This is a genomic window from Massilia sp. BSC265 (genome assembly GCF_000740675.1).
GTDB lineage: Bacteria > Pseudomonadota > Gammaproteobacteria > Burkholderiales > Burkholderiaceae_D > Telluria.
This window is the reverse complement of the sequence record NZ_JPXI01000029.1, coordinates 455,546-479,290: the sequence shown is the minus strand read 5'-3', so window position 1 is coordinate 479,290 and position 23,745 is coordinate 455,546. Positions and strand designations below refer to the sequence as shown.

Below are 23,745 nucleotides of genomic sequence, written 5' to 3'. Positions count from 1 at the left end.
ATTTGGCAAAAACCTGCCGATGATCTTGCAGACCGAGGCGGCCGAGTGCGGTCCGGCCTGTCTTGCGATGCTTGCCGCCTACCACGGGCGCCGCATCGACCTGCCGACGCTGCGGCGCCGCCACTCGGTTTCGCTGCGCGCGGCCACGTTGGGCGACCTGATGGAATTCGCTGCCGAAATGCACCTCGGTACGCGTCCGCTGCGCCTCGACCTGCATGAACTGCGGCAGCTCAAGTTGCCCTGCATCCTGCACTGGGATTTCAATCACTTCGTGGTGCTGAAGTCGGTGGGTGCGCACAGCGTTGTCATCCACGACCCGGCGCTTGGTGTGCGCGAGATCTCGCTGAAGACCGTGTCCGAACGGTTTACAGGCATCGCACTGGAACTCTGGCCAAAGCCGCAGTTCCAACCCAGGCGGGAACGGCGGCGGGTGAGCATTCGCGACCTCGTCGGCACAGTTCATGGATTGCGGCGCTCGCTGGCCCAGATCCTGCTGCTGGCGGCAGCCCTTGAAGTGTTTGCCTTGACCAGCCCCTTGTTCCTGCAGTGGGTAATGGACGAGGCTGTCGTCGCCGCCGACCTGGACTTGCTGACCACGCTGGCGCTGGGCTTCGGCCTGCTGATGCTGTTGCAGCAGGTGATCAGCAGTGCCCGGTCATGGGCCATCGTTTACCTTGGTACCGTGGTCAACGTCCAGTGGCGCGAAAGCGTGTTCGCCCATCTTCTCCGGCTGCCGGTGCAGTATTTCGAGAAACGCCATCTGGGGGACGTGGTTTCCCGCTTCGGCGCCATCGATCGCATCGAGCAGACGCTCACGACCTCCTTCCTGGAAGGGGTCGTGGACGGCCTGATGGCCATCGCGACCCTGGGCATGATGTACCTGTACAGCCCGCTGCTAAGCGGCATCTGCGTCGTCGCCATGGCGCTCAGTTTCCTGCTGCGCAAGGCCTGCAACCGGCCGATCATGACGTCGGCGGAGGAAGCGATCGTGCACGCGGCGAAGCAGGAATCGCACTTTCTGGAGACGATCCGGGGGATCAAGACCGTCAAGCTGTTCCAGCGCCAGGAACAGCGCCGACTTGCATGGATGGCATTGATGGCCGACCAGATCAACGCCGAGCTGCGCGGCCAGCGCTTGCAGCTCGCCTACAAGCTCGCCAGTGGCGTCCTCCTGGGTATCGAGCATATCCTCGTGATCTGGCTCGGCGCCCGCTTGGCGATCGACGGCACGATCACGCTTGGCATGCTGGTCGCCTTCAACGCATACCGCCTGCAGTTCGATGCCCGGGTCGGCGCCTTCATCGACAAGCTGTTCGCCTTCAGGATGCTGGGTCTGCAGGCGGAGCGCCTGGCCGATATCGTGCTTTCCGAGCCGGAAGCGGGTCCGGCGCCGTCTCCGAGGAGGTCGCCGGTGGCCCCGCCGCTGGCGGCCACGATCGAGGCGCGCGGGCTGGCTTTTCGATTTTCCGAGCGCGAACCGCATGTGCTCGAGAACGTGGATCTCCGGATCGAGGCGGGCGAGGCGGTGGCCATCGTGGGCAGCTCGGGCTGCGGCAAGACAACCTTGATCAGCCTGCTGTCCGGCCTTCTGGCGCCGACCGCCGGCGAGGTACTCATCGGCGGCCGGGACATCGCGACGCTAGGGATCGACGCTGTGCGCCAGATGACCGGAACCGTGTTGCAAGACGACGTCCTGTTCGCCGGATCCATTGCCGACAACATCAGCTTCTTCGATCCGCAGCCGGACTTCGGCTGGATCGCCGAATGCGCCAGGATGGCCTCGATCGCGGACGAGATCGATCAGATGCCAATGGGATACGACACCCTGGTAGGGGATATGGGGACGGCCTTCTCGGGTGGGCAAAAACAGCGCCTGCTGCTCGCGCGGGCCTTGTACAAACGGCCGCAGATACTGTTTCTTGACGAAGCGACCAGTCACCTCGACGTGGCGCGCGAGCACCAGGTCACCGCTGCGGTGGCGGCCTTGCCGGTTACGCGCGTCATCGTGGCACATCGTCCGGAGACGATCGCCGGCGCGGACCGGGTGCTCACCTTGTCCGGCGGGCGGGTCCTCGTTCCCGAGTCTCCTTGGGCGCGCCGCCGCAACGGCGGCGGCTGGCCGGCCGGGAGCCCGACAAGCCCTGCGGCGCGCCCCCCACGCGCCCGCCCGGACGGTGCTATTCGTCGTGCTTGACGCAATCCACGAAGTAGCCGCGCTTGCCATCCACTTCACGCTTGACCAGCCCGTGCACGTCGGTCTCGAAGCCCGGGAAGCGCTCGTTGAAGTCGCGTGCGAAGCGCAGGTAGTCGACGATGGTCTTGTTGAAGCGCTCGCCCGGAATCAGGAGCGGAATGCCCGGCGGGTAAGGCGTCAGCAGGATCGCGGTGATGCGGCCTTCCAGCTCGTCGATCGCCACGCGCTCGATCTGGCGGTGCGCCATTTTCGCGAAGGCGTCCGACGGCTTCATGGCAGGCACCATGTCCGACAGGTACATCTCGGTGGTCAGGCGCGCGACGTCGTACTGCTTGTAGAAGTTGTGGATGTCGGTGCACAGGTCGCGCAGGCCGCGGTTCTCGTAGCGCGGATTGGCGTTGGCGAACTGCGGCATCACCTGCCACACCTGCTTGTTGCGGTCGTAGTCGTCCTTGAACTGCTGCAGCGCCGTCACCAGGGTGTTCCAGCGGCCCTTGGTGATACCGATCGTGAACATGATGAAGAACGAGTACAGGCCGCACTTCTCGATGATCACGCCGTGCTCGGCCAGGTACTTGGTCACGATCGAGGCCGGGATGCCGGTCTCGCCGAACTTGCCGTCCAGGGACAGGCCCGGGGTCACGATGGTCGACTTGATCGGGTCGAGCATGTTGAAGCCCTCGGCCAGCTTGCCGAAGCCGTGCCAGTCGTCCTCGGCGCGGATCATCCAGTCCTTTTGCTCGCCGATGCCTTCCTCGCCTTCGACGTCCGGACCCCAGACCTGGAACCACCAGTCGTCGCCGAACTCGGCGTCGACCTTCTTCATGGCGCGGCGGAAGTCCAGCGCTTCCAGGATCGACTCTTCCACCAGGGCGGTGCCGCCCGGCGCTTCCATCATGGCCGCGGCGACGTCGCAGGAGGCGATGATCGAGTACTGCGGCGAGGTCGAGGTGTGCATCAGGTAGGCCTCGTTGAAGGCATCCTGGTCGAGTTTCACGGTCTCGGATTCGCGCACCAGCACCTGCGAGGCCTGCGACAAACCTGCGAGAAGCTTGTGCGTCGACTGGGTCGAGAAGATCATCGACTGCTTGGCGCGCGGGCGGTCCGCGCCGATCGCGTGCATGTTCTTGTAGAAGTCGTGGAAGGCGGCGTGCGGCAGCCAGGCTTCGTCGAAGTGCAGGGTGTCGATCTTCCCGTCCAGCATCTCGCGCAGGGTCTCGACGTTGTACACCACGCCGTCGTAGGTCGACTGGGTGATGGTCAGGATGCGCGGCTTCTTGTTCACTGCCTCGCGCGCGAACGGATTTGCTTCGATTTTCCTGGCGATCGACTCCGGGGTGAACTCTTCGAGCGGGATCGGGCCGATGATGCCGAGGTGGTTACGGGTCGGCATCAGGAACACGGGGATCGCGCCGCACATGATGATCGAGTGCAGGATCGACTTGTGGCAGTTGCGGTCGACGACCACGATGTCGCCCGGCGCCACCGTGCTGTGCCAGACCATCTTGTTCGAGGTCGAGGTGCCGTTGGTGACGAAGTAGCAGTGGTCGGCGTTGTAGATGCGCGCGGCGTTGCGCTCGGACTTGGCCACCGGGCCGGTGTGGTCGAGCAGCTGGCCGAGTTCCTCGACCGCGTTGCAGACGTCGGCGCGCAGCATGTTCTCGCCGAAGAACTGGTGGAACATCTGGCCGATCGGGCTCTTCAGGAAGGCGACGCCGCCCGAGTGGCCCGGGCAGTGCCACGAGTAGGAACCGTCATAGGCGTAGTTGACCAGGGCGCGGAAGAAGGGCGGCGCCAGGCTGTCCAGGTAGGCCTTGGCCTCGCGGATGATGTGGCGCGCCACGAATTCCGGGGTGTCCTCGAACATGTGGATGAAGCCGTGCAGCTCCTTCAGGATGTCGTTCGGGATGTGGCGGCTGGTGCGGGTCTCGCCGTAGATGTAGATCGGGATGTTGGAGTTCTTGTGGCGGATCTCCTTCACGAAGGCGCGCAGGCCGGTGAGGGCGAAGTCCGTCTCCTCCTGCGAGCCGCCGCCGAATTCCTCGTCGTCGATGGAGAGCACGAAAGCGGATGCGCGCGACTGCTGCTGGGCGAACTGGGACAGGTCGCCGTAGCTGGTCAGGCCGAGCACCTCCATCCCTTCCTGCTCCATCGCGGCCGCGAGTGCGCGAATGCCGAGACCGGAGGTGTTCTCGGAACGGAAGTCCTCGTCAATGATGACGATGGGGAAACGAAATTTCATGGACAGCTCCAAAGCGAAGCGCCGTGGAAGCGGCCGGCCCGGGTGGGTAGGTCCGCCGGCCACGGCACCGGAAAAAAGAGGAAACGGATTTTCGCAGAAATTACGCGCGCCGGTGCAATTTTTTTAAAGCTTGATCTACGCAATCACTGCAAGGGTAGCTACTCCGCGCCATGTCTGGCGCACTTTAGCTGACCTGTTCCGCGCCAGCTCGGTTGAGCACTCGCTTGAGCGCTCAGTTGACAATCCGTCTGCCGACCCGCCGGAAGGCCTCGGTCAACGCCGCCGCGCCGAAGGCGGCCAGCAGCGGCCCGGCCGAGAACGGCATCGGATCGGCCTGGATGGCGGCGAAGAAGGCAAGCGTGAGACCGAAGGCGGCGACCGCGCTGGTGAGCGTCAGCAGCCAGGTGCGGCGCGACAGCAGGGTGACGGCGGCCAGCGAGATCGCGATCTGCTGCGCGACCGCGGCGGCGGCCCACTGGCGGTGGCGGTGCAGCTCTTTGTCGGACAGGGCATTCCACTCGTTCGAGCTGGCCTCGAAGCGCTCCGCTTCCTTGCGGATCGCGTCCTTCTCGATGCCGTAGCGGCGCATTTCCTCGCGAAAGTGGGACTGGTCCACGCCGGGGATGGCGGCGGCCACCTCGGCCAGGTTCTGGCGGTTGGTCTTGGCCTGGTAGTGGCTCCAGGCATTGGCCGCGCTGGTCTTGTCGATCGCCGCGTTGCTCTTGTACAGGGCGGCATTGTTGTGGGAAGCGCTGCCGATGAAGCCGAACATGGTCCCGAGTGTGGCCAGGATGGCGATCAGGACCGCCACCCTGCCGGCAAAGCCGTCGCCGCCGCGCGTGCCTGGAGTGCGATATGCCTGGTCCGACATCGGGTCAGCTCTCTTTACGGACGTAGGTGACGTAGGCGAAGCCGTAGCCGTTCGCCTCGGAATGGTGCAGCTCGCGCGCGCTTTCCTGCCACACGGCCGGGTCGATCGGCGGGAAGAAGGTATCGCAGCGGAACACGTGGTCGATCTCGGTGACGATCATGCGGTCGGCCAGGCGAATCGCCTCGTTGAAGATCTGGGCCCCGCCGATGATGCTGGCCGGCTCGCCGTCCAACAGCGCGATGGCGGCCTGGAGGGAGCCGGCCACGTCTACGCCTTCGTGCGACCAGCCTGGATTGCGGGTGATGACGATGTTGCGGCGCTTCGGCAGCGGACGGCCGATCGAATCGAAGGTCTTGCGGCCCATGACGATCGGCTTGCCGAGGGTGACGCGCTTGAAATGCGCCAGGTCTTCCGGGAGGTGCCAGGGGAGCCGGTTGTCGACACCGATGCCGCGCTGGGCGTCGAGGGCCACTACCAGGGTAAGGCGAGCGTCGGACGTCACTGCAGTTTCCTGAAGAATGATGGGTACAAAATGTTGTTGCCTTGAAAGCAAAAAGTCAAGGAATATGTACGCCTGGTTCAGACAGCCACCGGCGCCCGGATCGCCGGATCCGGATCGTAGCCCTCGACCTCGAAATCCTCGAAGCGGTAGTCGAACAGCGACTCCGGCTTGCGGCGGATACGCAGGCGCGGCAGCTCTTTCGGCGTGCGCGACAGCTGCAGCCCGACCTGTTCCAGGTGGTTGCTGTACAGGTGGCAGTCGCCGCCCGTCCAGATGAATTCGCCCACTTCGAGGCCGGCCTGCTGGGCCATCATGTGGGTCAGGATGGCGTAGGACGCGATATTGAAGGGAACGCCCAGGAAGATGTCGGCGCTGCGCTGGTACAGCTGGCAGGACAGCTTGCCGTCGGCCACGTAGAACTGGAAGAAGGCGTGGCAGGGCGGCAGCTTCATCTTGGGCACGTCGGCCACGTTCCAGCTTGATACGATCATGCGGCGCGAGTCGGGCGTGTTGCGGATCTGGTCCAGCACCTGCGCGATCTGGTCGATGTGGCCGCCGTCGGGAGTCGGCCAGCTGCGCCACTGGTAGCCGTAGATCGGGCCGAGGTTACCGTTCTCATCCGCCCATTCGTCCCAGATGGTGACCCCGTTTTCCTTCAGGTAGGCGATGTTGGTCGAGCCCTGCAGGAACCAGATCAGTTCATGGATGATCGACTTGAGGTGGACCTTCTTGGTGGTGAGCAAGGGGAAGCCCTGCTGCAGGTCGAAACGCATCTGGTAGCCGAAGACGGACAGGGTGCCGGTGCCGGTGCGGTCGGTCTTGACCGCGCCATGCTCTTTCACATGGCGCATGAAGTCGAGGTATTGGCGCATTGGGTATGACGATAAGTGACAGTCCGTCATTGTAACCGAGAGCGCCTGCTCGGCGGTCAAGACGTCCGGAGCGCCGACCTTGGGCCGACCGGCCCGGCAAGCAGCGACTCCTGTCAGCCACGGCGGCCGGAATCGCCGTGCAGCCGTGCGAAGCGCCGCAGGCCGCTGCGCTAGAGTAGCGCGATGCCGAACACTAGCAAGTATCCCGCTACCCCGGACGGCCGCTACTTCGTCGTCGCCGGCCGCCTCTGGCGCAGCAGTAATCCGGCGCTCGCGCCGCAGCTGCGGCAGGGACTCGTCGACCAACTGATGGACGCGCGCCGGCAGGTCGCCAATGCGAAACGGGCAGGCGATGCCGGGGGGGAGCGCCACGCCCGCGCCGCAGTCGATGCGGCCAAGCGTGCGCTCGGCGAGCGCGGCCCGGTCTGGTGGACCGACGGTGCGCCGGATTACAACCGGCGCATGGTCGCCAATACCCCTTACGCCGAGTGGTACGCGGCGCTGCCGCCGCACACCGGTGCCTAGCTGTCCGCTTCCACCAGGGCACGCGCGAACAGCGCGAGCGCCTCGCGCACCCGCTCGTCCGGCGCGCTCAAGAGGTTGTCGCCCACGTACAGCTCGAAGGAACTGGTGCCGGGCAGGGCGGCGCTGGCGATGCGGTTGAACATCCAGACGCCGTGCCGTTCGGCCAGCTCGCGGCGGATCGCCAGCGCGCGCTCGGGCGTGACGGGCAGGTGCAGGTGCAGCATGTTGGTCTGCGGCGCCGCCGGGTTGACGCGGATGGGCGGATGCGCCGCCAGCGCCTGGTACAGGAAGCGCGTACGCTGCAGGTAGGCCGGCATCGCGGCCAGGCGCTCGTCGAACCCCATCGCCGCCGCGACCACAAAGGGCGTGCGGTGGATGAGGTTGCCCCCTCCGCGCCGGAACCATTCGGCGGCGCGCTCCACGAACTCGCGGCTGCCGGCCAGCATGGCGCCGCCCAGGCCGCCGATGCCCTTGTACAGCGAGACGTAGACCGAATCGAAGCCGGCGGCGACCTCGTGCAGCGGCTTGCCGTAGCCGGCAGCGGCTTCCCACAGCCGCGCGCCGTCCATGTGGAGGTGGGCGCCACGTGCCCGGCAGTGGTTCTTGATCGCTTCCAGCTCGTCCCAGGGCGACAGCTGGCCGCCGATTTCGCGCAGGGGCAGCTCCATGCCGACGGCGCCCAAACGGTCGGGGATCGCGGCGAGGTCGGCTACCGTCCAGGGACGGTAGCGGTCTCCGGCCTGCAAGGCCTTGAAGTGGCCCAGCAGCTGGTAGTTCGAGCGTTCGTGCACGAAGATGTGCGAGGTCGGGTGCAGCGCCACCAGGTCGCGTCCGCGGTCCTGGCAGGCCAGGCGCAGCGCGGTCGCTTGTGCCATGGTGCCGCTGATGCAGAATACCGCCGCTTGCTTGCCGAGCAGGCGCGCGATCCTGTCTTCGAATTCCTGCAGCAGGGGACCGGCGCCGTAGACGTCGTGCTCGACGTCGTTCGCTTCGCTCCATGCCGCCATGGCCGCGAACAGTTCGGCTGGCGTGCGGGCGCGGTGGCCGGGGAAGAGGGTGGTGCAGCGGCGCTGCAGTTCGGTGTCGCGATTGGTCGAGGTCAAGGCAAGCTCCTGGCGAAGCCTGCCACTCTACACCGAACTGCGCTTCGGGTAAAAGGCCTTACTCCGCGCCGAGTGCGAGGCGGCGCGGGGCGCCGGCGGCGATCGCCGTCGCACCCTGGTCTTCGGCCAGGCGGAACAGGCGCACGGCGCGCGCCAGCTGGTCGGCCTGGTCGTGCATGGCCTGCGCTGCGGCGCTGGCCTGCTCGACCAGGGCGGCGTTCTGCCGGGTCGCCTCGTCCATGGCGCCCACCGCGCTGTTGACGTGCTCGATGCCGCCGGTCTGCTCCTGGCTGGCGGCAGTGATCGCGGCCATGATGTCGGTCACGTGCGCCACGCTCGCCAGCACGTCGTTCATCGTGGCGCCCGCTTCGGCCACCAGCTTGCTGCCCACGTCGACTTCGCCGTTGGAGGCCTCGATCAGCTGCTTGATCTCCTTGGCCGCCGCGGCGCAGCGCTGGGCCAGGCTGCGCACTTCGTTGGCCACCACGGCAAAGCCGCGCCCCTGTTCGCCGGCACGGGCTGCTTCCACGGCCGCGTTGAGCGCCAGGATATTGGTCTGGAAGGCGATGCCGTCGATGACGCTGGTGATGTCGGAGATCTTGCGCGACGACTGGGTGATGGCGTCCATGCGCTCGACCACCTTGGCCACGGTGGCGCCGCCCTTCTGCGCCACGCTCGATGCGCTGACGGCGAGCTGATTGGCCTGGCGCGCATTGTCCGCATTCTGGCGCACGGTCGCAGTAAGCTGGTCCATCATCGATGCGGTGCCGGCCAGGCTGGCCGCCTGTTCCTCGGTGCGCCGGCACAGGTCAAGGTTGCCGGCCGAGATTTCCTGCGAGGCATTGGCGATCTGCTCGGCGCCTTCGCGCACCTTGCCGACCACGGTCGACAGGCTGGTGCCGACGCTGTTGATGGCCTCGGTCAGCAGGCCGATCTCGTCGCGGCGTCCGCTTTCCATGCGCGCCGTCAGGTCGCCTTCGGCGATGCGCCTGGCGACGTCGCGCACCTGCGCCAGCGGACGCGCCACGCTGGCGCGCACCACCGCGTACAGCAGCGCGGCCAGCAGCGCCAGGGCCAGCAGGCCCACCAGGATGAAGCGGTTGCGCAGCGCGGTGGCGGCCGCGGTGATCTCGTCGCGATAGGTGCCGCCCGCGATGACCCAGTTCCAGTCCTCGATGTGGGTGTAGGCGACGAACTTCTCGCGCGCCGTGTTTTCTCCCGGGTTCTTCCAGTCGTAGACGATGCTGCCCTTCTTCTTTTCCAGCATCTCCCGAATGAACAGGCGCCCGTCCGCGGACTTGCTGTCGAGGATATTGCTGCCTTCCTTGGCCGGGTGCACCAGCAGATCGCCGTACTGCTTGCCCGGAGCGGAGTTCAGGACGTAGAAGTAGCCGGTCTCGCCGACCTTGATCGCGCGGATGCGGTCCTTCAGCAGCTTCAAGTCCTCGGTAATGTCGACGCCGACGTAGAGCACGGCGACCACCTTGCCAGCCGCGTCGCGCGCCGGCTCATACTGGGTGATGTACTGCTTGCCGAACAGGGTGGCCAGACCGATGTAGGTGCGGCCTTCGCGCAGCACGGCGTAGGCCGGGCTGTTGCGGTCGAGGGTGGTGCCGACGGCGCGTTCGCCGTTTTCTTTCTTGACCGAGGTCGTCACGCGCACGAAGTCCTCGCCGCTGGCGGCAAAGATGGTGGCGTTGCCGCCGGTATGCGCGGTGAAGTTGTCGGGCGCGCTAAAGTCGAGGTTCAGTACCTTGCCGTCGAGCTTGAGCGTGGGCGTGGCCTTGCCGCCGATGTCCACCGTCGTGGCGGCGTCGAGCTCGAAGCTGCCGGGCAGGGCGTTGCGGAAGACGTGGCCGAAACTCCTGGCCGAGCTGCTGACGGTCTTGTTGAACATTTCCACCGTGCTGGCAACGCTTTGCATCTCGTTCGTCACGCTCTGGATGGCGCGTTCCTCGAGCATGCGCGAGGTGGTGAAGGTCAGCGTGAGGACCAGCGCGGCGATGATCGCGGCCGTCAGCACGAAGGTGATGGCACTGATGCGGGTGCCGACATTCCAGTTGGCGGGATGGTACGGAGAGGAGGACATAGGGAACCCTGGAGCTGTAACCAGGGCCCATCATACCGCTGTGATTTTCCGTAGCACAATAATGATTGCAGTAAAACAGCCACCGCCGCGTTGCGCGGGCGCAACACCCATGCTGTTTTGGCAAGCCAGTCCGTGTGCTTCCGCGACTGGCGCTTCTGTTATGCCAATGGGACGCGGCGGGCAGCGCAGCGGTTCAGGACGCCTGCCGTTCGAGCGGGGCGTGACCCTGGAACTGCAGTGCCGCGAGATTGGCGTACACGCCGCCGTGCGCCACCAGCGAGGCATGGGTGCCGGACTCCACCACGCGGCCTTCGTCGAGCACGATGATGCGGTCGGCGCGCTGGACGGTTGCCAGACGGTGGGCGATGATGATGGTGGTGCGGCCGACCATGGCCGCTTCGAGCGCGCGCTGCACCAGGCGTTCCGACTCGGCATCGAGGGCGCTCGTGGCTTCGTCGAGCAGCAGCAGGGGCGGGTTCTTCAGGAGGGCGCGCGCGATCGCGATGCGCTGGCGTTGGCCGCCCGACAGGCGCACGCCGCGCTCACCCAGGAAGGACCCGTAGCCCTGCGGCAGGCGCTCGATGAACTCGTGGGCGGCCGCCATCTTCGCCGCCGCGATCACTTCCTCGTCGCTGGCCTCGGGCCGGCCGTAGCGGATGTTTTCCAGCGCGCTGCTGGCGAAGATGACGGTGTCCTGCGGGACGATGCCGATCGCGCCGCGCAGCGTGTGCAGCGCCAGGTCGCGGATGTCGATGCCGTCCAGGCGGATCGCACCCGCCTGCGGATCGTAGAAGCGCAGCAGCAGCTGGAACAGGGTGGTCTTGCCGGCGCCCGAGGGACCGACGAGGGCGACGGTCTCGCCGGCCGCGATGTCGAGCTTCAGGTGCGACAGCGCCGCCGCATCAAGGCGCGAGGGGTAGCTGAAGCTGACGTCGTCGAGCGTGACGCGGGCGCCGTTCGCAGTCCTGGGCGGCAGGGGCCGCGGGTGCGCCGGGTCCTGGATGTCGGAGCGGGACGCGAGCAGTTCCAGCAGGCGCTCGGTGGCGCCGGCGGCGCGCTGGGCCTCGCCCATCACTTCGGACAGCGCGCCGACCGAGCCGGCCACGATCGACGCGTACAGGATGAACTGACCGAGGTCGCCCCCGGTCATCGTGCCCTCGAGGACGGCGTGGGCCCCGAGCCAGAGCACGAAGACAATGGCGCCGAACACCAGCACGATGGCCAGCATGGTGAGCGTCGCGCGTGCATGGATGCGCCGGATCGCGGTCTGGAAGGCGCCTTCGACGCTAGCCCCGAAGCGGCCGGCCTCGATGCCTTCGTGGGTGAAGGATTGCACGGTCGGCATGGCATTCAGGATCTCGCCGGCCAGGGCCGAGGCGTCGGCGATGCGGTCCTGCGAGTCGCGCGAGAGCTTGCGGACGCGGCGCCCGAACAGCACGATCGGCAGCACCACCAGCACCAGCAGGCCGAGGATGATGGCGGTGAGCTTCGGGCTGGTCACGAACAGCATCACCAGGCCGCCGGCGAACAGGAGGGTATTGCGCAGGGCCAGCGAGATGCTGGTGCCGACCACGGTCTGGATCAAGGTGGTATCGGTGGTCAGGCGCGACAGCACCTCGCCGGTGCGCGTGGTCTCGAAGAACTCGGGGCTCTGGTGGACCACGTGGCGGTAAACGGCGGCGCGCACGTCGGCCACCACGCGCTCGCCCAGCCAGGACACCATGAAGAAGCGCGCGGCGGTGGCGACCGCCAGCACGGCGGCGACGCCGAACAGGGCCAGGAATACCGCGTTCACGTGCTCGATGTTCTGACTGCCGGCGCTGGCAGATGCGGCGCCGAAGCCATGGTCGATCATTTGCTTGAAGGCGGCGGGAATGGCCAGGGTGGCGCCGGCCGCGAACAGGAGCGCGATGCCGGCCAGGACGAACTGGCGGCGGTATGGACGCAGGAACGGCAGCAGGCCCTTGAGTGCGGCGAGGCTGCTCTTGCGGGATGTGTCGGAATCGGTATTGCTGGTGGAGCTGGAGGTCATCGTCTCGGTTGCGGTTCTTGTTCGTATTTCTTGGCGTTCAAAGCTTCATCGGGCGCACGTAACCGGTCATTTCCAGGTAGCCGCGGCCCAGGCGCTTGCCTTCGCGGCTGACCGTCACCGCGCCTTCCCAGTAGACCGCGCCGGTCGAGCGGCGCGAGTCGAGTTCCTGGTCCTGCTGCAGGGGAGTGAGCTGCCAGCGCAGCGCACCGGTAGCCACTTCCTGGGCCACCGGATACTCTGCACCGGTGCGCGGCGACTTCCAGCGCGCGGTGGGAGTGAAACTCACCTGGCCGGGCGCGTAGCGGGTCACCTTGCCCGTTCTATCGCGCACGGTGGCGTGCGCCCATAGTTTACCACCTCCCTTGCTGCGAATCTGGAAAGCCATCAGGGCGCCGCCGTCGTCCAGGTTCACGCCGATCCAGTCCCAGCCGGTAGCTTCCGGTTGCAGGGCTTCGCTCGACCATTCGTGATCGAGCCAGGCGCTGCCCGACACCGCCACCGGCGTGCTGCCGGCGCGCCCCACGTTGCCGCTGACTTTCAAGTGCGGCTCGCTGTAGTAGTGGCTGGCGTGCTGGGGGCTGGCCCCCTTGCGCGAATAGCCGCCTTCGCCCTGCACCAGCACCGGCTGGGTCGGCTGCAGGCGCAGTTCCAGCGTCAGTTCGCTCGAGCGGATGGTGACGCGGTAGTTGCCCGAGCTTTCGCGCACCATGCGCCAGTCGTCGAGCTTGAGGTCGGTATTGCCGGTGCGCGCCCAGGCCAGGCCGAAGCCTTCGCGCGCGCTGCGCTGGTCGTGCACCAGCCGTCCGACTGCCGGGTCGGACAGGGCGGCATGGCCGATCACCAGCTGGCGCGGTGCGAACGCGCTCGGGTTCTTCGGATCGTGCTCGGTGCGGCTGCGGAAGAACGTGACCTGGAAGCCGAGCGGCTTGCCCTCGGGCGTTTCGACCCAGCCGGTGACGTACCACCACTCGGTGCGGAATTCCGGATGGGCGCCGAAGTCGCGCGGGAAGGAGAGGGTGGTGCCGGGAACGACGGACGCGAATTCGGGCGGCGCTGCCCAGGCCAACTGCGGGCGCCACTGCGCCAGGAACAACAACAAAGCAAACACGACTACCCGCATTACCAATCCTCCCTGACCGCGCGTACCGGACCACCCGACAGCGCATAGCGTCCCGATACCAGTGCCGTCAGGCTTGACGTCCCGACCAGCACCGCGGCCACGCTCCCCAGCAAGGTCCACGGCAGGTGCAGCTGCATCGTCCAGTGGAAGGACTGGGGGTTCACAACATAAACCAGGATCAGGCTGATGACCAGTCCCAGCGCGAAGCCGCAGGCGACGCCCAGCAGTGTGAGGAATCCGCCTTCGACAGCAAGGATGCCCAGCACCTGGCCGCGGGTGACGCCGACGTGGCGCAGCATGCCGAATTCCCTGGAGCGCGCCAGCGTCTGCGCCGAGAAGCTGGCGGCCACGCCGGATAGCCCGATGGCGATGGCAATCGCTTCCAGCAGGTAGGTCACCGCGAAACTGCGGTCGAAGATCCTGAGGCTGGCGGCCCGGATTTCGCCGGCCGACATGGTCTGCAGCGCTTTGCCGAAAGGCAGGGCGCGCACCGCTCCCTCGAGCTGCTCGGCGCTGCTGCCGCGCGCCGCGAACAGGGCGGCGTCGCTCACTTCTCCTTCGCCGGTCAGGGCGCGGTAGTCGCGCAGGCGGATCACCACCGATCCGGCCTGGTTGGCATAGTCGCGCCACACGCCGGCCACGAAGAACTCCGCCTGTCCGCCCCCAAGCGGCAGCCTGAGCGTCCGGCCGACCCGGGCGCCGTACAGGTCGAGCATCGCTTCGGATACCCACGCCGGGCGCGCCCCCGGCGGCACCGGCACGCTGTCGCCGACCAGGTAGAGCAACCGGCCGGGATCGCGCGCATCGATGTCGCGCGCGATCACGACCACGTTCGGGCGCTCGGGCGCGAGCGACACGGGACGGGTGCGCAGGAAGTGGGCCTGGGCGACGCCGGGCGTCGCACGCAAGGCGGCCTGTTGCTCGGGCGTGAGAAAGCCGGTATTCCCGCTGCTCGCTGCCCGGACGTACAGGTCTGCCGGCAGGATATGCCCCATCCACTCGTCCACCGAGACGCGGAAGCTGGCTACCATGATGCCCATCGCGACCATCAGGCTGAAGCTGGCGAGCACGCCGCCCAGCGCGATGGAAGCCTGCCCGGGTGCATTGGCGAGGCGCGACAGGGCCAGCGACAGGATCGGGGGCGCACGGCGGCTGCGCGCTACCTGCCTCTCCATGCGCCGGAAGGCTTCCGCAGCCAGGCGCGGCATCAGGCCGATGCCGCCGATGAGCAGCAGGGCGATCGACAGGTAGCCGAACAGCGGCAGCTCGAACACCGGCGGCGCGAAGGCCAGCGCGGCGGCGAGCAGCAGGCAGAGCAAGGATGGCCAGACCCGCGCCAGCCGCGACAGCGCCGCCTCGTCGGCGCCCGACTTGATCGCCACCGCCGGACGGGCGCGCGCCGCTTCCACTGCCGGCGCCAGGCAGCCGAGCAGGGCCACGCCGAAACCGAGCAGGAAGAACACGGTAGCCGCCAGCGGGGTGAACTGGACCTGCGGGCGGATGCCGGGGAAGTAGCCTGCGCCCAGGTCGCCGCCGAAGAAGTGCAGGGCGAGGGCCGCGAGGGCGTAGCCGCCCAGGATGCCGAGCGCCGCGCCGACGATGCCCAGGCTGGCCCCCTCGAGCAACACCTGGCCGAGCAACTGGGACCGTTCCAGGCCCAGCACGCGCAGCAGCGCGAACTGGCTGCGCCGGCGCATGACCGACAGTGCCTGGGTCGAGAACACCAGGAAGGCACCGGTGAACAGGGCCACCAGTGCCAGCACGGTCAGGTTGACGCGGTATGCCCGGCTCAGGTTGGCATTGCGTTCTTCCTGGTCGCCGTCGTCGGGCTGGCGCACCGCGAAGCGGCCGGGAAAGTCACGCTCCAGCTCGCCCGCCAGCGTGCGCTGGAAGGCGGCGCGGTCGACGCCGTCGCGCAGCTTGAGGTCGACACGCGAGATGCGGCCGAGCTGCTGGAAGCGCCACTGCATGGCGCCGATGTCCATGACGGCGATGCGCTGGCCCGCACGTGCCCGCTGTACCGGCCCTGCCACGCGCAGCACGACGTCGACCGTCCCCGCGCGCAGCACGATGGTATCGCCGGGCCGCTTTCCGAGCCAGCTTTGGGCGGCAGGCGACAGGAACAGGGCGTCGTCGCCCAGCACGTCCATCATGCGGCCTTCCTGCGGCACGCCGGTGAGGTCGGGCGAGATATGGCCGGCGCGGAAGGCATCGATGCCGACGATGCGCAGCGCGCCCTGCCCACCGGCAGGACGGGCTGCCAAGCCGGCCGACAGCTCGAGCACCGGGGCGGCCACCGCGACCTGGGGATGCGCGGCCAGGCGCGCGTAGATGGATTCGTCGACCAGGGGTTCGCGTCCCGCGACCTGCACGTCGGCCTGGCCGGAGAGACTCTTGACGGCGGCGGAGAACTCGTTGAAGGCGGCGGCGTTGATGAGGTGGATGGCGAAGCCCATGGCGACGCCGACGGCAATGGCTGCGATGGCCAGCAGCGCCCGCACGGGATGGGCGCGCCATTCGCCGAACAGCAGCCAGCGAGACAGAATGCCGGGTGCGAGGCTCAGGCCGGGCATTCCACCGCCAGTGCCTCGGCCTGCCGCGTCGCCTTGGTGCGGGCGCGCTCGGCCTCGTCGCGGCCGGCGCGCCGCGCGTCTTCGTCGGCCCATTTGCGCTGCAGGCGCAGCTTGTCGCAGCGGCGTTTCATGGCCGCGGCCTCCCGTTGCACGCGTGTACGTTCGCGTGCCGCATGCGCTTCGCGTGCTGCGCGCGCGTCCTCGATTTCCTGCAGGATGGCACGCTCGCGGGCCAGGCGCTGCAGGGCTTCCGGGGAAGGCGCCGGCGCGGCCTGCGCCTCGAGGGCGACCGCGGCATGGCCGCAGGGCCGGTCGTGGTAGCTGACCGTGCCGCCTTCCTTGCATTTGTAGATCGTGCCCGCGGCCGCCGCCCCTGAAGCCAGGCAGAGGATTGCCATCGATACGTGCTTGCGCATATGAATGTCCCCGGTCATAAAATTTTGCCAGGGTTCATAATGCCGAGCGGGTCCAGTGCAGCTTTGATGGCACGCATCATGTCCAGTTCGACCCTGTCCTTGTAGCGCGCCAGTTCGTCGCGCTTGAGCGCGCCAATGCCATGCTCGGCCGAGATCGAGCCGCGGTGGGCGGCGACGCTGTCGTGCACGATGCGGTTGACCGCCTCCTGGTGCGCCAGGAACTTGTCGTGACCAATCCCTTCCGGTGGCGCGATGTTGTAGTGCAGATTGCCGTCGCCTAAGTGCCCGAAGCATACGACCTGGCAGCCGGGAAAAGCGGCCTGCAGCGCCTTGTCCGTGTGTTCGATGAAGTCGGGAATGCGCGACACCGGCAGCGAGATGTCGTGCTTGATGTTCTTGCCCGCAGCCGCTTGCGCCAGCGAAATATGCTCACGTAGCTTCCACAGCCCGATCGACTGGCCGACCGAGCTTGCCAGCACGGCGTCGATGGCGATGCCGGCCTCCAGCGCCGCGCCGACCGCGGACTCGACCAGGCCGGCGGCATGCTCGGTGGATTCGTTGCTCGACAATTCGACCAGGGCATACTGGGGATAATGGCCGGGAAAGGGCTTGGGCAGCTCGGGGAAATGGGTGTGGACCAGGCGCAGGCAGAAGTCGGACATCAGCTCGTAGCCGGTGAGGGCGGCGCCGCAGCGCTCCTGCATCAGGGACAGCAGCGCGAGGGCGGCCTGCGGCGAGTCGAGCGCGACCAGGGCCGTCAACGCCGCCTTCGGCTGCGGATACAGCTTGAGCACGGCCGCGGTGATGACGCCGAGGGTGCCTTCCGCGCCGACGAAGAGTTCGCGCAGCGCATAACCGGTATTGTCCTTGCGCAGCCCGCGCAGGCCGTCCCACACCTGGCCCTGGGCGGTGACGACTTCCAGGCCCAGGCACAGCTCGCGGGTATTCCCGTAGCGCAGCACCGCGGTGCCGCCGGCATTGGTCGAAAGGTTGCCGCCGATGGTGCAGCTGCCCTCGCTCGCCAGCGACAGGGGGAACAGCATGCCGGCTTCCAGCGCAGCCTGCTGCACGTCGTACAGGAGGCAGCCCGCCTCGACCGTCATGGTACGGTTGGCCGCGTCGATGTGGCGGATGCGGTTGAGGCGCCGCAGCGACAGCACGATGGCGCTGCCGCTGGCATCGGGCACGCTGCCGAGCACGAGGCCGGTGCCGCCGCCCTGCGGCACGATGGGCACGCGCGCCGCGGCGCAGGCAGCGACCACCTGCGCCACCTCGTGGGTATCGGCGGGGAATACGACGGCAAGCGCGCGTCCGGTGAAGCGGCCGCGCCAGTCCGTCAGGTAGGGCGCCATCGCGGCGGCGCTGCTTGCCAGGTGGATATCCCCGACGATGGCGCGGAGCCCGGCGACGAACTTGGCCAGCTCGGCGCTGGCCGGCTGTGCTTCAGTCATGCGGTACTTTGACCTTGTCGAGCAATTCCTTGGCGAGGCGCTTGGCTTCCTTCTTGTACGGGTGCAGGAACAGCAGCGCGCAGGCGTAGTAGACGACCACCAGCACGATCTCGCCGATCGCCATGCCGCGCGAGGCTTCCGAGGTGTCGGCCCAGGCGCGCACCACGCCTTCGGCCAGATAGACGAGGATGACCATCGACGACCACTGCAGGGTGTAGAGGTCGCGCTTGATCACCCCGCGCAAGGGCAGCAGCAGCGGCAGCGCCTTGAGCGCGAGCAGCGAGCCGCCCGGGTGCAGCGGTGCGACGTACACTTCCCAGGCCACGAGCCAGCCGATCAGCCAGATCAGGCTTGCGATTGCGCCGGCATGAAAGACTTTTGCGGTATCCATCATTGCATTCCGTGGAGTTTGACCGCCGCCAGGGCAAGACGTTTCCCGAGTGCGATGGCGAGCACGCGCTCGTCCTCGGTCAGGGCGCGCTTGCCGTCGGCACCGGCCCAGTGCGAGGCGCCGTAGGGGCTGCCGCCGCTGGCGGTATTCATGAGTTCAGGATGCGAGTATGGCAGGCCCATCACCAGCATGCCATGATGCAGCAAGGGGATCATCATCGACAGCAGGGTCGATTCCTGGCCGCCGTGCAGGCTACCGGTGGAGGTGAACACGACCGCGGGCTTGCCCGACAGCGTGCCGTTGACCCAGTCGGCGGCAGTGCCGTCGAGGAAGTACTTGACCGCGGACGCCATGTTGCCGAAGCGGGTAGGGGAGCCGAGCGCCAGGCCGGCGCATTCGCGCAGGTCGTCCAGCTCGACGTAGGGCGCGCCGTCGAGCGGGATGTCGGGCGCGGTGGCCTCGGTGACCGTGGACACGGCGGGCACGGTGCGCAGGCGCGCATCAAGCCCGGGCACGCTCTCGATGCCCTGGGCGACCAGTTCGGCCAGCTTGCGGGTGGCGCCGTGGCGCGAGTAGTACAGCACGAGAATAGTCAGGTTCGGGGTCAGGGTCGGCTTCATCGTTGGTATTATAGGGCGCTTTGTTCAAATGACATGACGCCGATCGGCGAATCGTATACCGTTTTGATACCTGGATGCTTCCCGAGACCCCTTATTTGCCGCCACCTTCGCCCAGCAGCACATCGTCCACCGAAGAGGTGGAGCACACCCGCAGCCTGAGGTTGTCGGAGCTGGGCGGCCTGCTGGGCTTCGCACGGCGCCGCCTGCGCGAGGTGCATCTGCCACAGGTGGCCGGCAGCCTGACCTTCACCACCACGCTGGCCCTGGTGCCGCTGCTCACCATCGTGCTGGCGATCTTCACCATGTTCCCGGCCTTCGGCCAACTGCGCGCGGAACTCGACAGCTGGTTCGTCCAGGGCTTGATGCCCGCGGGGATCGCCCGCACGATCAGTGCGAACCTGAACCAGTTCGCCAGCAAGGCCGAAGGACTGTCCCTGCTGGGCGCGGTCCTGCTCCTGGTCACCACCACGACCATGATGGCCACGATCGAGCGCGCCTTCAACGGGATCTGGGGCGTGCGCCGGCCGCGGCCCTGGTCGCAACGCATACCGGTCTACTGGGCCCTGATCACGCTCGGCCCTGTGCTGTTCGGCCTGTCCCTGAGCGCCACCACGCAGCTGTTCACGGCCACCGGCGGGCTGGTGCGCCAGGCGCCCTTCGTCGGGGCCCTGTTCTATACGCTGCTGTCGGTCGCGCTGACCACCGGCGCCTATACACTGCTCTACATGGCAGTGCCCAACCGCAAGGTGGCCTGGCGCGACGCCGCCTGGGGCGGACTGGCGGCGGCAGTCGCCTTCGAGCTGGCCAAGCGCCTGTTCGCCCTGTACATCACGCGTTTCCCGACCTACGCGATCATCTATGGCGCCCTGGCCGCGCTGCCGCTGTTCCTGGTCTGGATCTACGTGTCGTGGATGATCACCCTGGCCGGCGCCGTGCTGGCTGCCGCGCTGCCGGTGGTGAAGTACGAGCGCTGGTGGCAGGAACCGGCGCCGGGGGGCGCCTTCGTCGATGCCATGGCAGTGCTCAAGGTGCTGGCCGGCTCGGGCCGGCTGAGCGGCACCGCCCTGGTGACCAGCGCATCGATCAGGAAGCACACGCGCATCGGCTATGACGAGATGTCGATGCTGCTCGAGAAAATGGTGACGGCCGGCTGGGTCGGGCGGGTCCAGGACGACGCGCCGGTCGGCCTGCGCTGGAGGCGTGTGCGGGAGGGCGCCGACGCATGGGTCATGCTGGTCGATCCCGGCAGCATCCGCCTGGCCGACGTGTACCGCCTGTTCGTGTTCGATCCCGCCAGCACGGACGGGGCATCGCCCGCGACGCCGCTCGCGCTCGATACCGGGGCGCTGGCGCGCCAGGTCGAGGCCGCGGTCGAGGGCGGCCTGGGGCAGACCCTGGCGGAGCACTTCGGGACGCTCCCGCCAAAGTCCCCCCACGGGTGATGGGTTACGGCCGGAAGGCTGCGCACTACACTGCGCGGCATCAACATCCTTCTGTCCGTACCATGAAAAAACTCCCGCTCGTTCTCCTCCTCGGGGCCGGCCTTTCCCTGAACAGCCATGCCCAGTCCTTCGGGGACTTCCTGAAGAATGCCGCCGCCGATGCCGCCCGCCAGGCGGTGGCCGGCAATGTGCGCCAGGCGGTGAGCAGCGCGGTGGACTCGGCCGCAAGGGGCGTCACCCAGCCGGGCAGGCCCGGTGCGCCGGTACCCGAGGCAGCCACCCAGGCAGCGCCCGCGCCGGTGGCCGCCGTCCCGGCGAAACCGGCCTTCCCGCCCGGCTGTGTGCGCATGAAAGGCACGCCGCTGGCGATCGGCGAGCGACCGGCATCCTACCAGCCTGAAACACTGTGGCCGGATACCGGCTGCCCCGTGTACAACTATTCGGACCTGAAGTTCGAGAAGGCGACGGCGGCCAAGCACGCTTTTGTGGAGGCCAGCAAGGTGCGCTGCAACGATTGCGAAGGCGGCTACTGGCCGGATGCCTGGGGCTGGCGCGGGCTGGTCAAGGACAGCCGCGGCGGAAACTACGGCGACGAGTTCGCGAAGATGCTGGTGGCACTGAAGCAGGGCGAGAGCCTGACGTGGAAGGGCAACCAGTACGACGGCACGGTCACCGCGACCGGCGCCCACCCGATCGGCGAACTGCCGTGCAGGCAGTTCCACTACGTGCTGTCGGAAAAGGGCAAGCCGCTGGCGGAATACGACAGCCTGTTGTGCGAGTACGCCGGGCCGTATGCATCGAAGGCCACGTGGCACGAGAAAGTCTGAGGATGGCTTACCAGCTGAGCTTGCCCGTCAGCATCTGCCAGTACATTACCCAGTCGGCGCGGAACGAATACCAGGGCTGGGAGAACGAAGCCGGTTTGTTCTTCTCGTAGAAGAAGTGGCCGATCCAGGCCCCGCCGTAGCCGCTGACCACCGCGAACAGCAGCCACCAGGCGTTCAGGCTGTCGATGTACTGGGCGATCGAGGCGATCGCCGACGAGGTGCCGATGAAGTGGGCGCGCCGGCAGCGCCGGTCGGCATGCTGGGTGAGGTAGTAAGGATAGAACTCCGCGAAGCTGGCGAAACGTGCCGTCATGGCGTCTCCTCGGTTTCCTGTGTTTCCTGTGGTTCCTGGTATCGGACGGACGCGGCGAAGCATGCCAACGCATCGAGCACCGCGTCGGGCGCTTCGGCCATCATCTGGTGGCCGGCATCCACGTTGACGATTTTGCCATGCTTGATCGCAGCGGTCAGCAGTTTCGTCGAACGGGGCGGCGTCATCACATCCTTTTTGCCGAATACGAACAGGGTAGGGCAGCGAACCGCGGCGGCGGCCGCTTCGCCGTTGGCGTAGCCGTTGCAGGCGCTGAAGTCGGTGTAGAACAACTGCGCCGGGTTGCGCGCCGACATCCGTTGCATCAGGCGCCGCGCGCCGCCCATCACCGAGAAGCCCGGCCCGGGGCAGGACGGCTTGTGCGCGATCGACGAATGCGACCAGATGTTGACCATGTCGATGGCCGCCGCTTCGTCGGTGCGTGCCGTTTCGAGCAGGGCGTCGGACACCTTCATCGGCCAGGTCGTACCCAGCAGGGCCAGCCCGGCCACCGTTTCCGGGGAGCGGCGGCTGGCCTCCAGCGCAATCAAGGAACCCATGCTGTGTCCGGCGAGCAGCGCGCGGCTCACCCCTGCCGTTCTCAAGAGGGCCAGGATCCAGTCCGCCATCGCTTCGACGCTGGCGAGTGCCGGGCCGCTGCTCCTGCCGTGGCCCGGCAGGTCGACGGCCAGCACCGCATGGCCGTGGTGCGCCAGGTAGCGGCTCTGCAGGGCCCAGACCGAATGGTCGTTCTGGGCGCCGTGGATCAGCACGATGGCTGGCAGCGACCGATCGAAGGCCTTGCCGCCGGTGTAGGCGTAGGCGCTGGCGCCATTGATTTCCAACTGCATCTCAGCTTCCCTTCTGGGCCAGCTTGAGCCCGCGTTTCAGGTCCTCGATCAAGTCGTCCGGGTCTTCCAGCCCGACCGACAGGCGCATCGTGCCTTCCAGGATGCCGCTTGCTGCCAACTGGTCCGCCGGGACGCGGAAATGCGTCGTCGAGGCCGGGTGGATCACCAGCGACTTGGCGTCGCCCACATTGGCAAGGTGCGAGAACACCTGCAGGCTGTCGGCGAAGCGCCGCCCCGCTGCGCGGTCGCCTTTCAGGTTGAAGGTGAACACGGCGCCGCAGCCCTTCGGCAGCAGGCGTCCGGCGAGCGCATGGTCGGGGTGTGACGGCAGTTCCGGATACGAGACCGATGCGACCGCCGGATGGGACAGGAGATACTCGACCACGCGGCGGGTATTGGCCACGTGGCGGTCCATGCGCAGGCCCAGCGTTTCGATCCCTTGCAGGATGGCGAAGGCGTTATGGGGGCTCATGGCCGCGCCGAAATCGCGCAGGCCTTCCCGGCGCGCGCGCAGGGCGAACGGCGCGACGGTCGACTCTTCCGCGAAGACCATGCCGTGGAAGCCCTCGTAGGGCTCGCACAGTTCCGGAAAGCGCCCGCTGCGCGCATGGGCGGCCTCCCAGTCGAAGGTGCCGCCGTCCACCAGCAGGCCGCCGATCGCGGTGCCGTGGCCGCACAGGAACTTGGTGGCCGAATGAAACAGCAGATCGGCGCCCAGCTCGAAGGGACGCTGGAGCCAGGGCGTCGTGAACGTCGCGTCGACCATCAGGGGCAGGTCGTGCGCATGGGCGATGGCGCCGACCGACGGGATGTCCAGCACCTCGAGGCCGGGATTGCCGAGGGTCTCGCCGAACAGGACCTTGGTATTCGGGCGGATCGCGGCGCGCCAGGCGTCGAGGTCGCGCGGATTCACGAAGGTGGTCTCGATGCCGAAGCGGCGCAGCGTGTAGTGCAGCAGGTTGTGCGAGCCGCCGTACAGCGCGCTCGATGCGACGATGTGCGCGCCGGCCCCGAGAATGGTCGCCAGGCCCAGGTGCATTGCGGCCTGGCCGCTGGCGGTGGCAATGCCGGCCACGCCGCCTTCGAGCGCGGCGATACGCTCTTCCAGCACCGCATTGGTCGGGTTCGAGATGCGCGTGTACACATGGCCGGCGCGCTCCAGGTTGAACAGCGCCGCCGCGTGCTCCGAATCCCTGAAAGCGAAGGAGGAGGTGAAATGGATCGGCGTGGCGCGCGCGCCGGTGGCCGGGTCCGGCGCGCTGCCTGCGTGCAGGGCCAGCGTGTCGAAGCCGGGGTATTGGGGACCGCTCATCG

At 67.5% G+C, this 23,745-nt stretch carries 20 protein-coding genes; 4 read left to right on the top strand and 16 right to left on the bottom strand.

Features of this window, described 5'->3' with window-relative positions:
* Positions 1 to 19 precede the first annotated feature (19 nt).
* Positions 20 to 2,194 carry a peptidase domain-containing ABC transporter gene (locus MA09_RS09280; RefSeq protein ID WP_373887839.1) on the top strand — a complete coding sequence of 725 codons (2,175 nt, stop codon included), beginning with the start codon at positions 20 to 22 and terminating at the stop codon, positions 2,192 to 2,194.
* Here MA09_RS09280 and MA09_RS09275 read toward each other — a convergent pair.
* From MA09_RS09275 to MA09_RS09260, 4 genes are all read right to left on the bottom strand, one after another.
* Entirely contained in the window at positions 2,178 to 4,436 is a 2,259-nt protein-coding gene (locus MA09_RS09275; RefSeq protein WP_036247540.1) for an arginine/lysine/ornithine decarboxylase, read from the bottom strand. The two genes, MA09_RS09280 and MA09_RS09275, sit on opposite strands and share 17 nt — an antisense overlap.
* A gap of 232 nt (positions 4,437 to 4,668) precedes the next feature.
* Positions 4,669 to 5,307: a DUF4337 family protein gene (locus MA09_RS09270; protein ID WP_036247123.1), complete on the bottom strand. Its 639-nt coding sequence runs from the start codon at positions 5,305 to 5,307 to the stop codon at positions 4,669 to 4,671.
* A 4-nt stretch (positions 5,308 to 5,311) separates the two neighbouring features.
* Positions 5,312 to 5,809, bottom strand: coding sequence for a dihydrofolate reductase (locus MA09_RS09265; RefSeq protein WP_036247121.1), 498 nt, complete (start codon positions 5,807 to 5,809; stop codon positions 5,312 to 5,314).
* A 77-nt stretch (positions 5,810 to 5,886) separates the two neighbouring features.
* Entirely contained in the window at positions 5,887 to 6,681 is a 795-nt protein-coding gene (locus tag MA09_RS09260; RefSeq protein ID WP_036247119.1) for a thymidylate synthase, read from the bottom strand.
* Positions 6,682 to 6,864: 183 nt separating this feature from the next.
* Between MA09_RS09260 and MA09_RS09255 the strand changes: the two genes are divergently transcribed.
* Entirely contained in the window at positions 6,865 to 7,206 is a 342-nt protein-coding gene (locus tag MA09_RS09255; RefSeq protein ID WP_036247117.1) for a hypothetical protein, read from the top strand.
* On the opposite strand, the gene MA09_RS09250 is transcribed toward MA09_RS09255, so the two are convergent.
* The 9 genes from MA09_RS09250 to wrbA form a co-directional block, all read right to left on the bottom strand.
* The gene (locus MA09_RS09250; RefSeq protein WP_229440637.1) at positions 7,203 to 8,309 is read right to left on the bottom strand and encodes a low specificity L-threonine aldolase; all 1,107 of its coding nucleotides are present in this window, start codon (positions 8,307 to 8,309) and stop codon (positions 7,203 to 7,205) included. The genes MA09_RS09255 and MA09_RS09250 overlap by 4 nt on opposite strands.
* 58 nt (positions 8,310 to 8,367) lie before the next feature.
* Positions 8,368 to 10,398: a Cache 3/Cache 2 fusion domain-containing protein gene (locus tag MA09_RS09245; protein ID WP_036247115.1), complete on the bottom strand. Its 2,031-nt coding sequence runs from the start codon at positions 10,396 to 10,398 to the stop codon at positions 8,368 to 8,370.
* 193 nt (positions 10,399 to 10,591) lie between these two features.
* Positions 10,592 to 12,430, bottom strand: coding sequence for an ABC transporter transmembrane domain-containing protein (locus MA09_RS09240; protein WP_036247113.1), 1,839 nt, complete (start codon positions 12,428 to 12,430; stop codon positions 10,592 to 10,594).
* Between the two features lie 37 nt (positions 12,431 to 12,467).
* Positions 12,468 to 13,550, bottom strand: coding sequence for a lipocalin-like domain-containing protein (locus MA09_RS09235; protein ID WP_036247111.1), 1,083 nt, complete (start codon positions 13,548 to 13,550; stop codon positions 12,468 to 12,470).
* Entirely contained in the window at positions 13,550 to 16,123 is a 2,574-nt protein-coding gene (locus MA09_RS09230; protein ID WP_036247109.1) for an FtsX-like permease family protein, read from the bottom strand. Before MA09_RS09230 ends, MA09_RS09235 begins: the two co-directional genes overlap by 1 nt.
* A complete protein-coding gene (locus MA09_RS09225) occupies positions 16,111 to 16,521 on the bottom strand; it encodes a DUF4124 domain-containing protein (RefSeq protein ID WP_229440636.1) in 411 nt (136 codons plus the stop codon). Before MA09_RS09225 ends, MA09_RS09230 begins: the two co-directional genes overlap by 13 nt.
* Before the next feature lie 32 nt (positions 16,522 to 16,553).
* Positions 16,554 to 17,990, bottom strand: a complete 1,437-nt coding sequence (locus MA09_RS09220) for an FAD-binding oxidoreductase (protein WP_051933308.1) — start codon at positions 17,988 to 17,990, stop codon at positions 16,554 to 16,556.
* Positions 17,983 to 18,384: a DUF2069 domain-containing protein gene (locus MA09_RS09215; RefSeq protein ID WP_036247105.1), complete on the bottom strand. Its 402-nt coding sequence runs from the start codon at positions 18,382 to 18,384 to the stop codon at positions 17,983 to 17,985. Before MA09_RS09215 ends, MA09_RS09220 begins: the two co-directional genes overlap by 8 nt.
* Positions 18,381 to 19,001, bottom strand: a complete 621-nt coding sequence (gene wrbA / locus MA09_RS09210) for an NAD(P)H:quinone oxidoreductase (protein ID WP_036247102.1) — start codon at positions 18,999 to 19,001, stop codon at positions 18,381 to 18,383. The genes MA09_RS09215 and wrbA overlap by 4 nt, the downstream gene beginning before the upstream one ends.
* Before the next feature lie 74 nt (positions 19,002 to 19,075).
* Here wrbA and MA09_RS09205 point away from each other — a divergent pair, with 74 nt between their 5' ends.
* On the top strand, positions 19,076 to 20,443 hold the full coding sequence (locus tag MA09_RS09205) for a YihY family inner membrane protein (RefSeq protein ID WP_081897508.1): 1,368 nt from the start codon (positions 19,076 to 19,078) through the stop codon (positions 20,441 to 20,443).
* Positions 20,444 to 20,505: 62 nt separating this feature from the next.
* Complete coding sequence (locus MA09_RS09200) at positions 20,506 to 21,270, top strand: hypothetical protein (RefSeq protein WP_036247099.1); 765 nt, start codon at positions 20,506 to 20,508, stop codon at positions 21,268 to 21,270.
* Positions 21,271 to 21,277: 7 nt separating this feature from the next.
* On the opposite strand, the gene MA09_RS09195 is transcribed toward MA09_RS09200, so the two are convergent.
* The 3 genes from MA09_RS09195 to MA09_RS09185 are packed head-to-tail and all read right to left on the bottom strand — an operon-like array spanning position 21,278 to position 23,743.
* Positions 21,278 to 21,583: a DUF962 domain-containing protein gene (locus MA09_RS09195; RefSeq protein ID WP_036247097.1), complete on the bottom strand. Its 306-nt coding sequence runs from the start codon at positions 21,581 to 21,583 to the stop codon at positions 21,278 to 21,280.
* Positions 21,580 to 22,431: an alpha/beta fold hydrolase gene (locus tag MA09_RS09190; RefSeq protein ID WP_051933307.1), complete on the bottom strand. Its 852-nt coding sequence runs from the start codon at positions 22,429 to 22,431 to the stop codon at positions 21,580 to 21,582. Before MA09_RS09190 ends, MA09_RS09195 begins: the two co-directional genes overlap by 4 nt.
* A gap of 1 nt (position 22,432) precedes the next feature.
* Positions 22,433 to 23,743, bottom strand: coding sequence for an O-acetylhomoserine aminocarboxypropyltransferase (locus tag MA09_RS09185; RefSeq protein WP_036247528.1), 1,311 nt, complete (start codon positions 23,741 to 23,743; stop codon positions 22,433 to 22,435).
* Between the last annotated feature and the right edge of the window lie 2 nt (positions 23,744 to 23,745).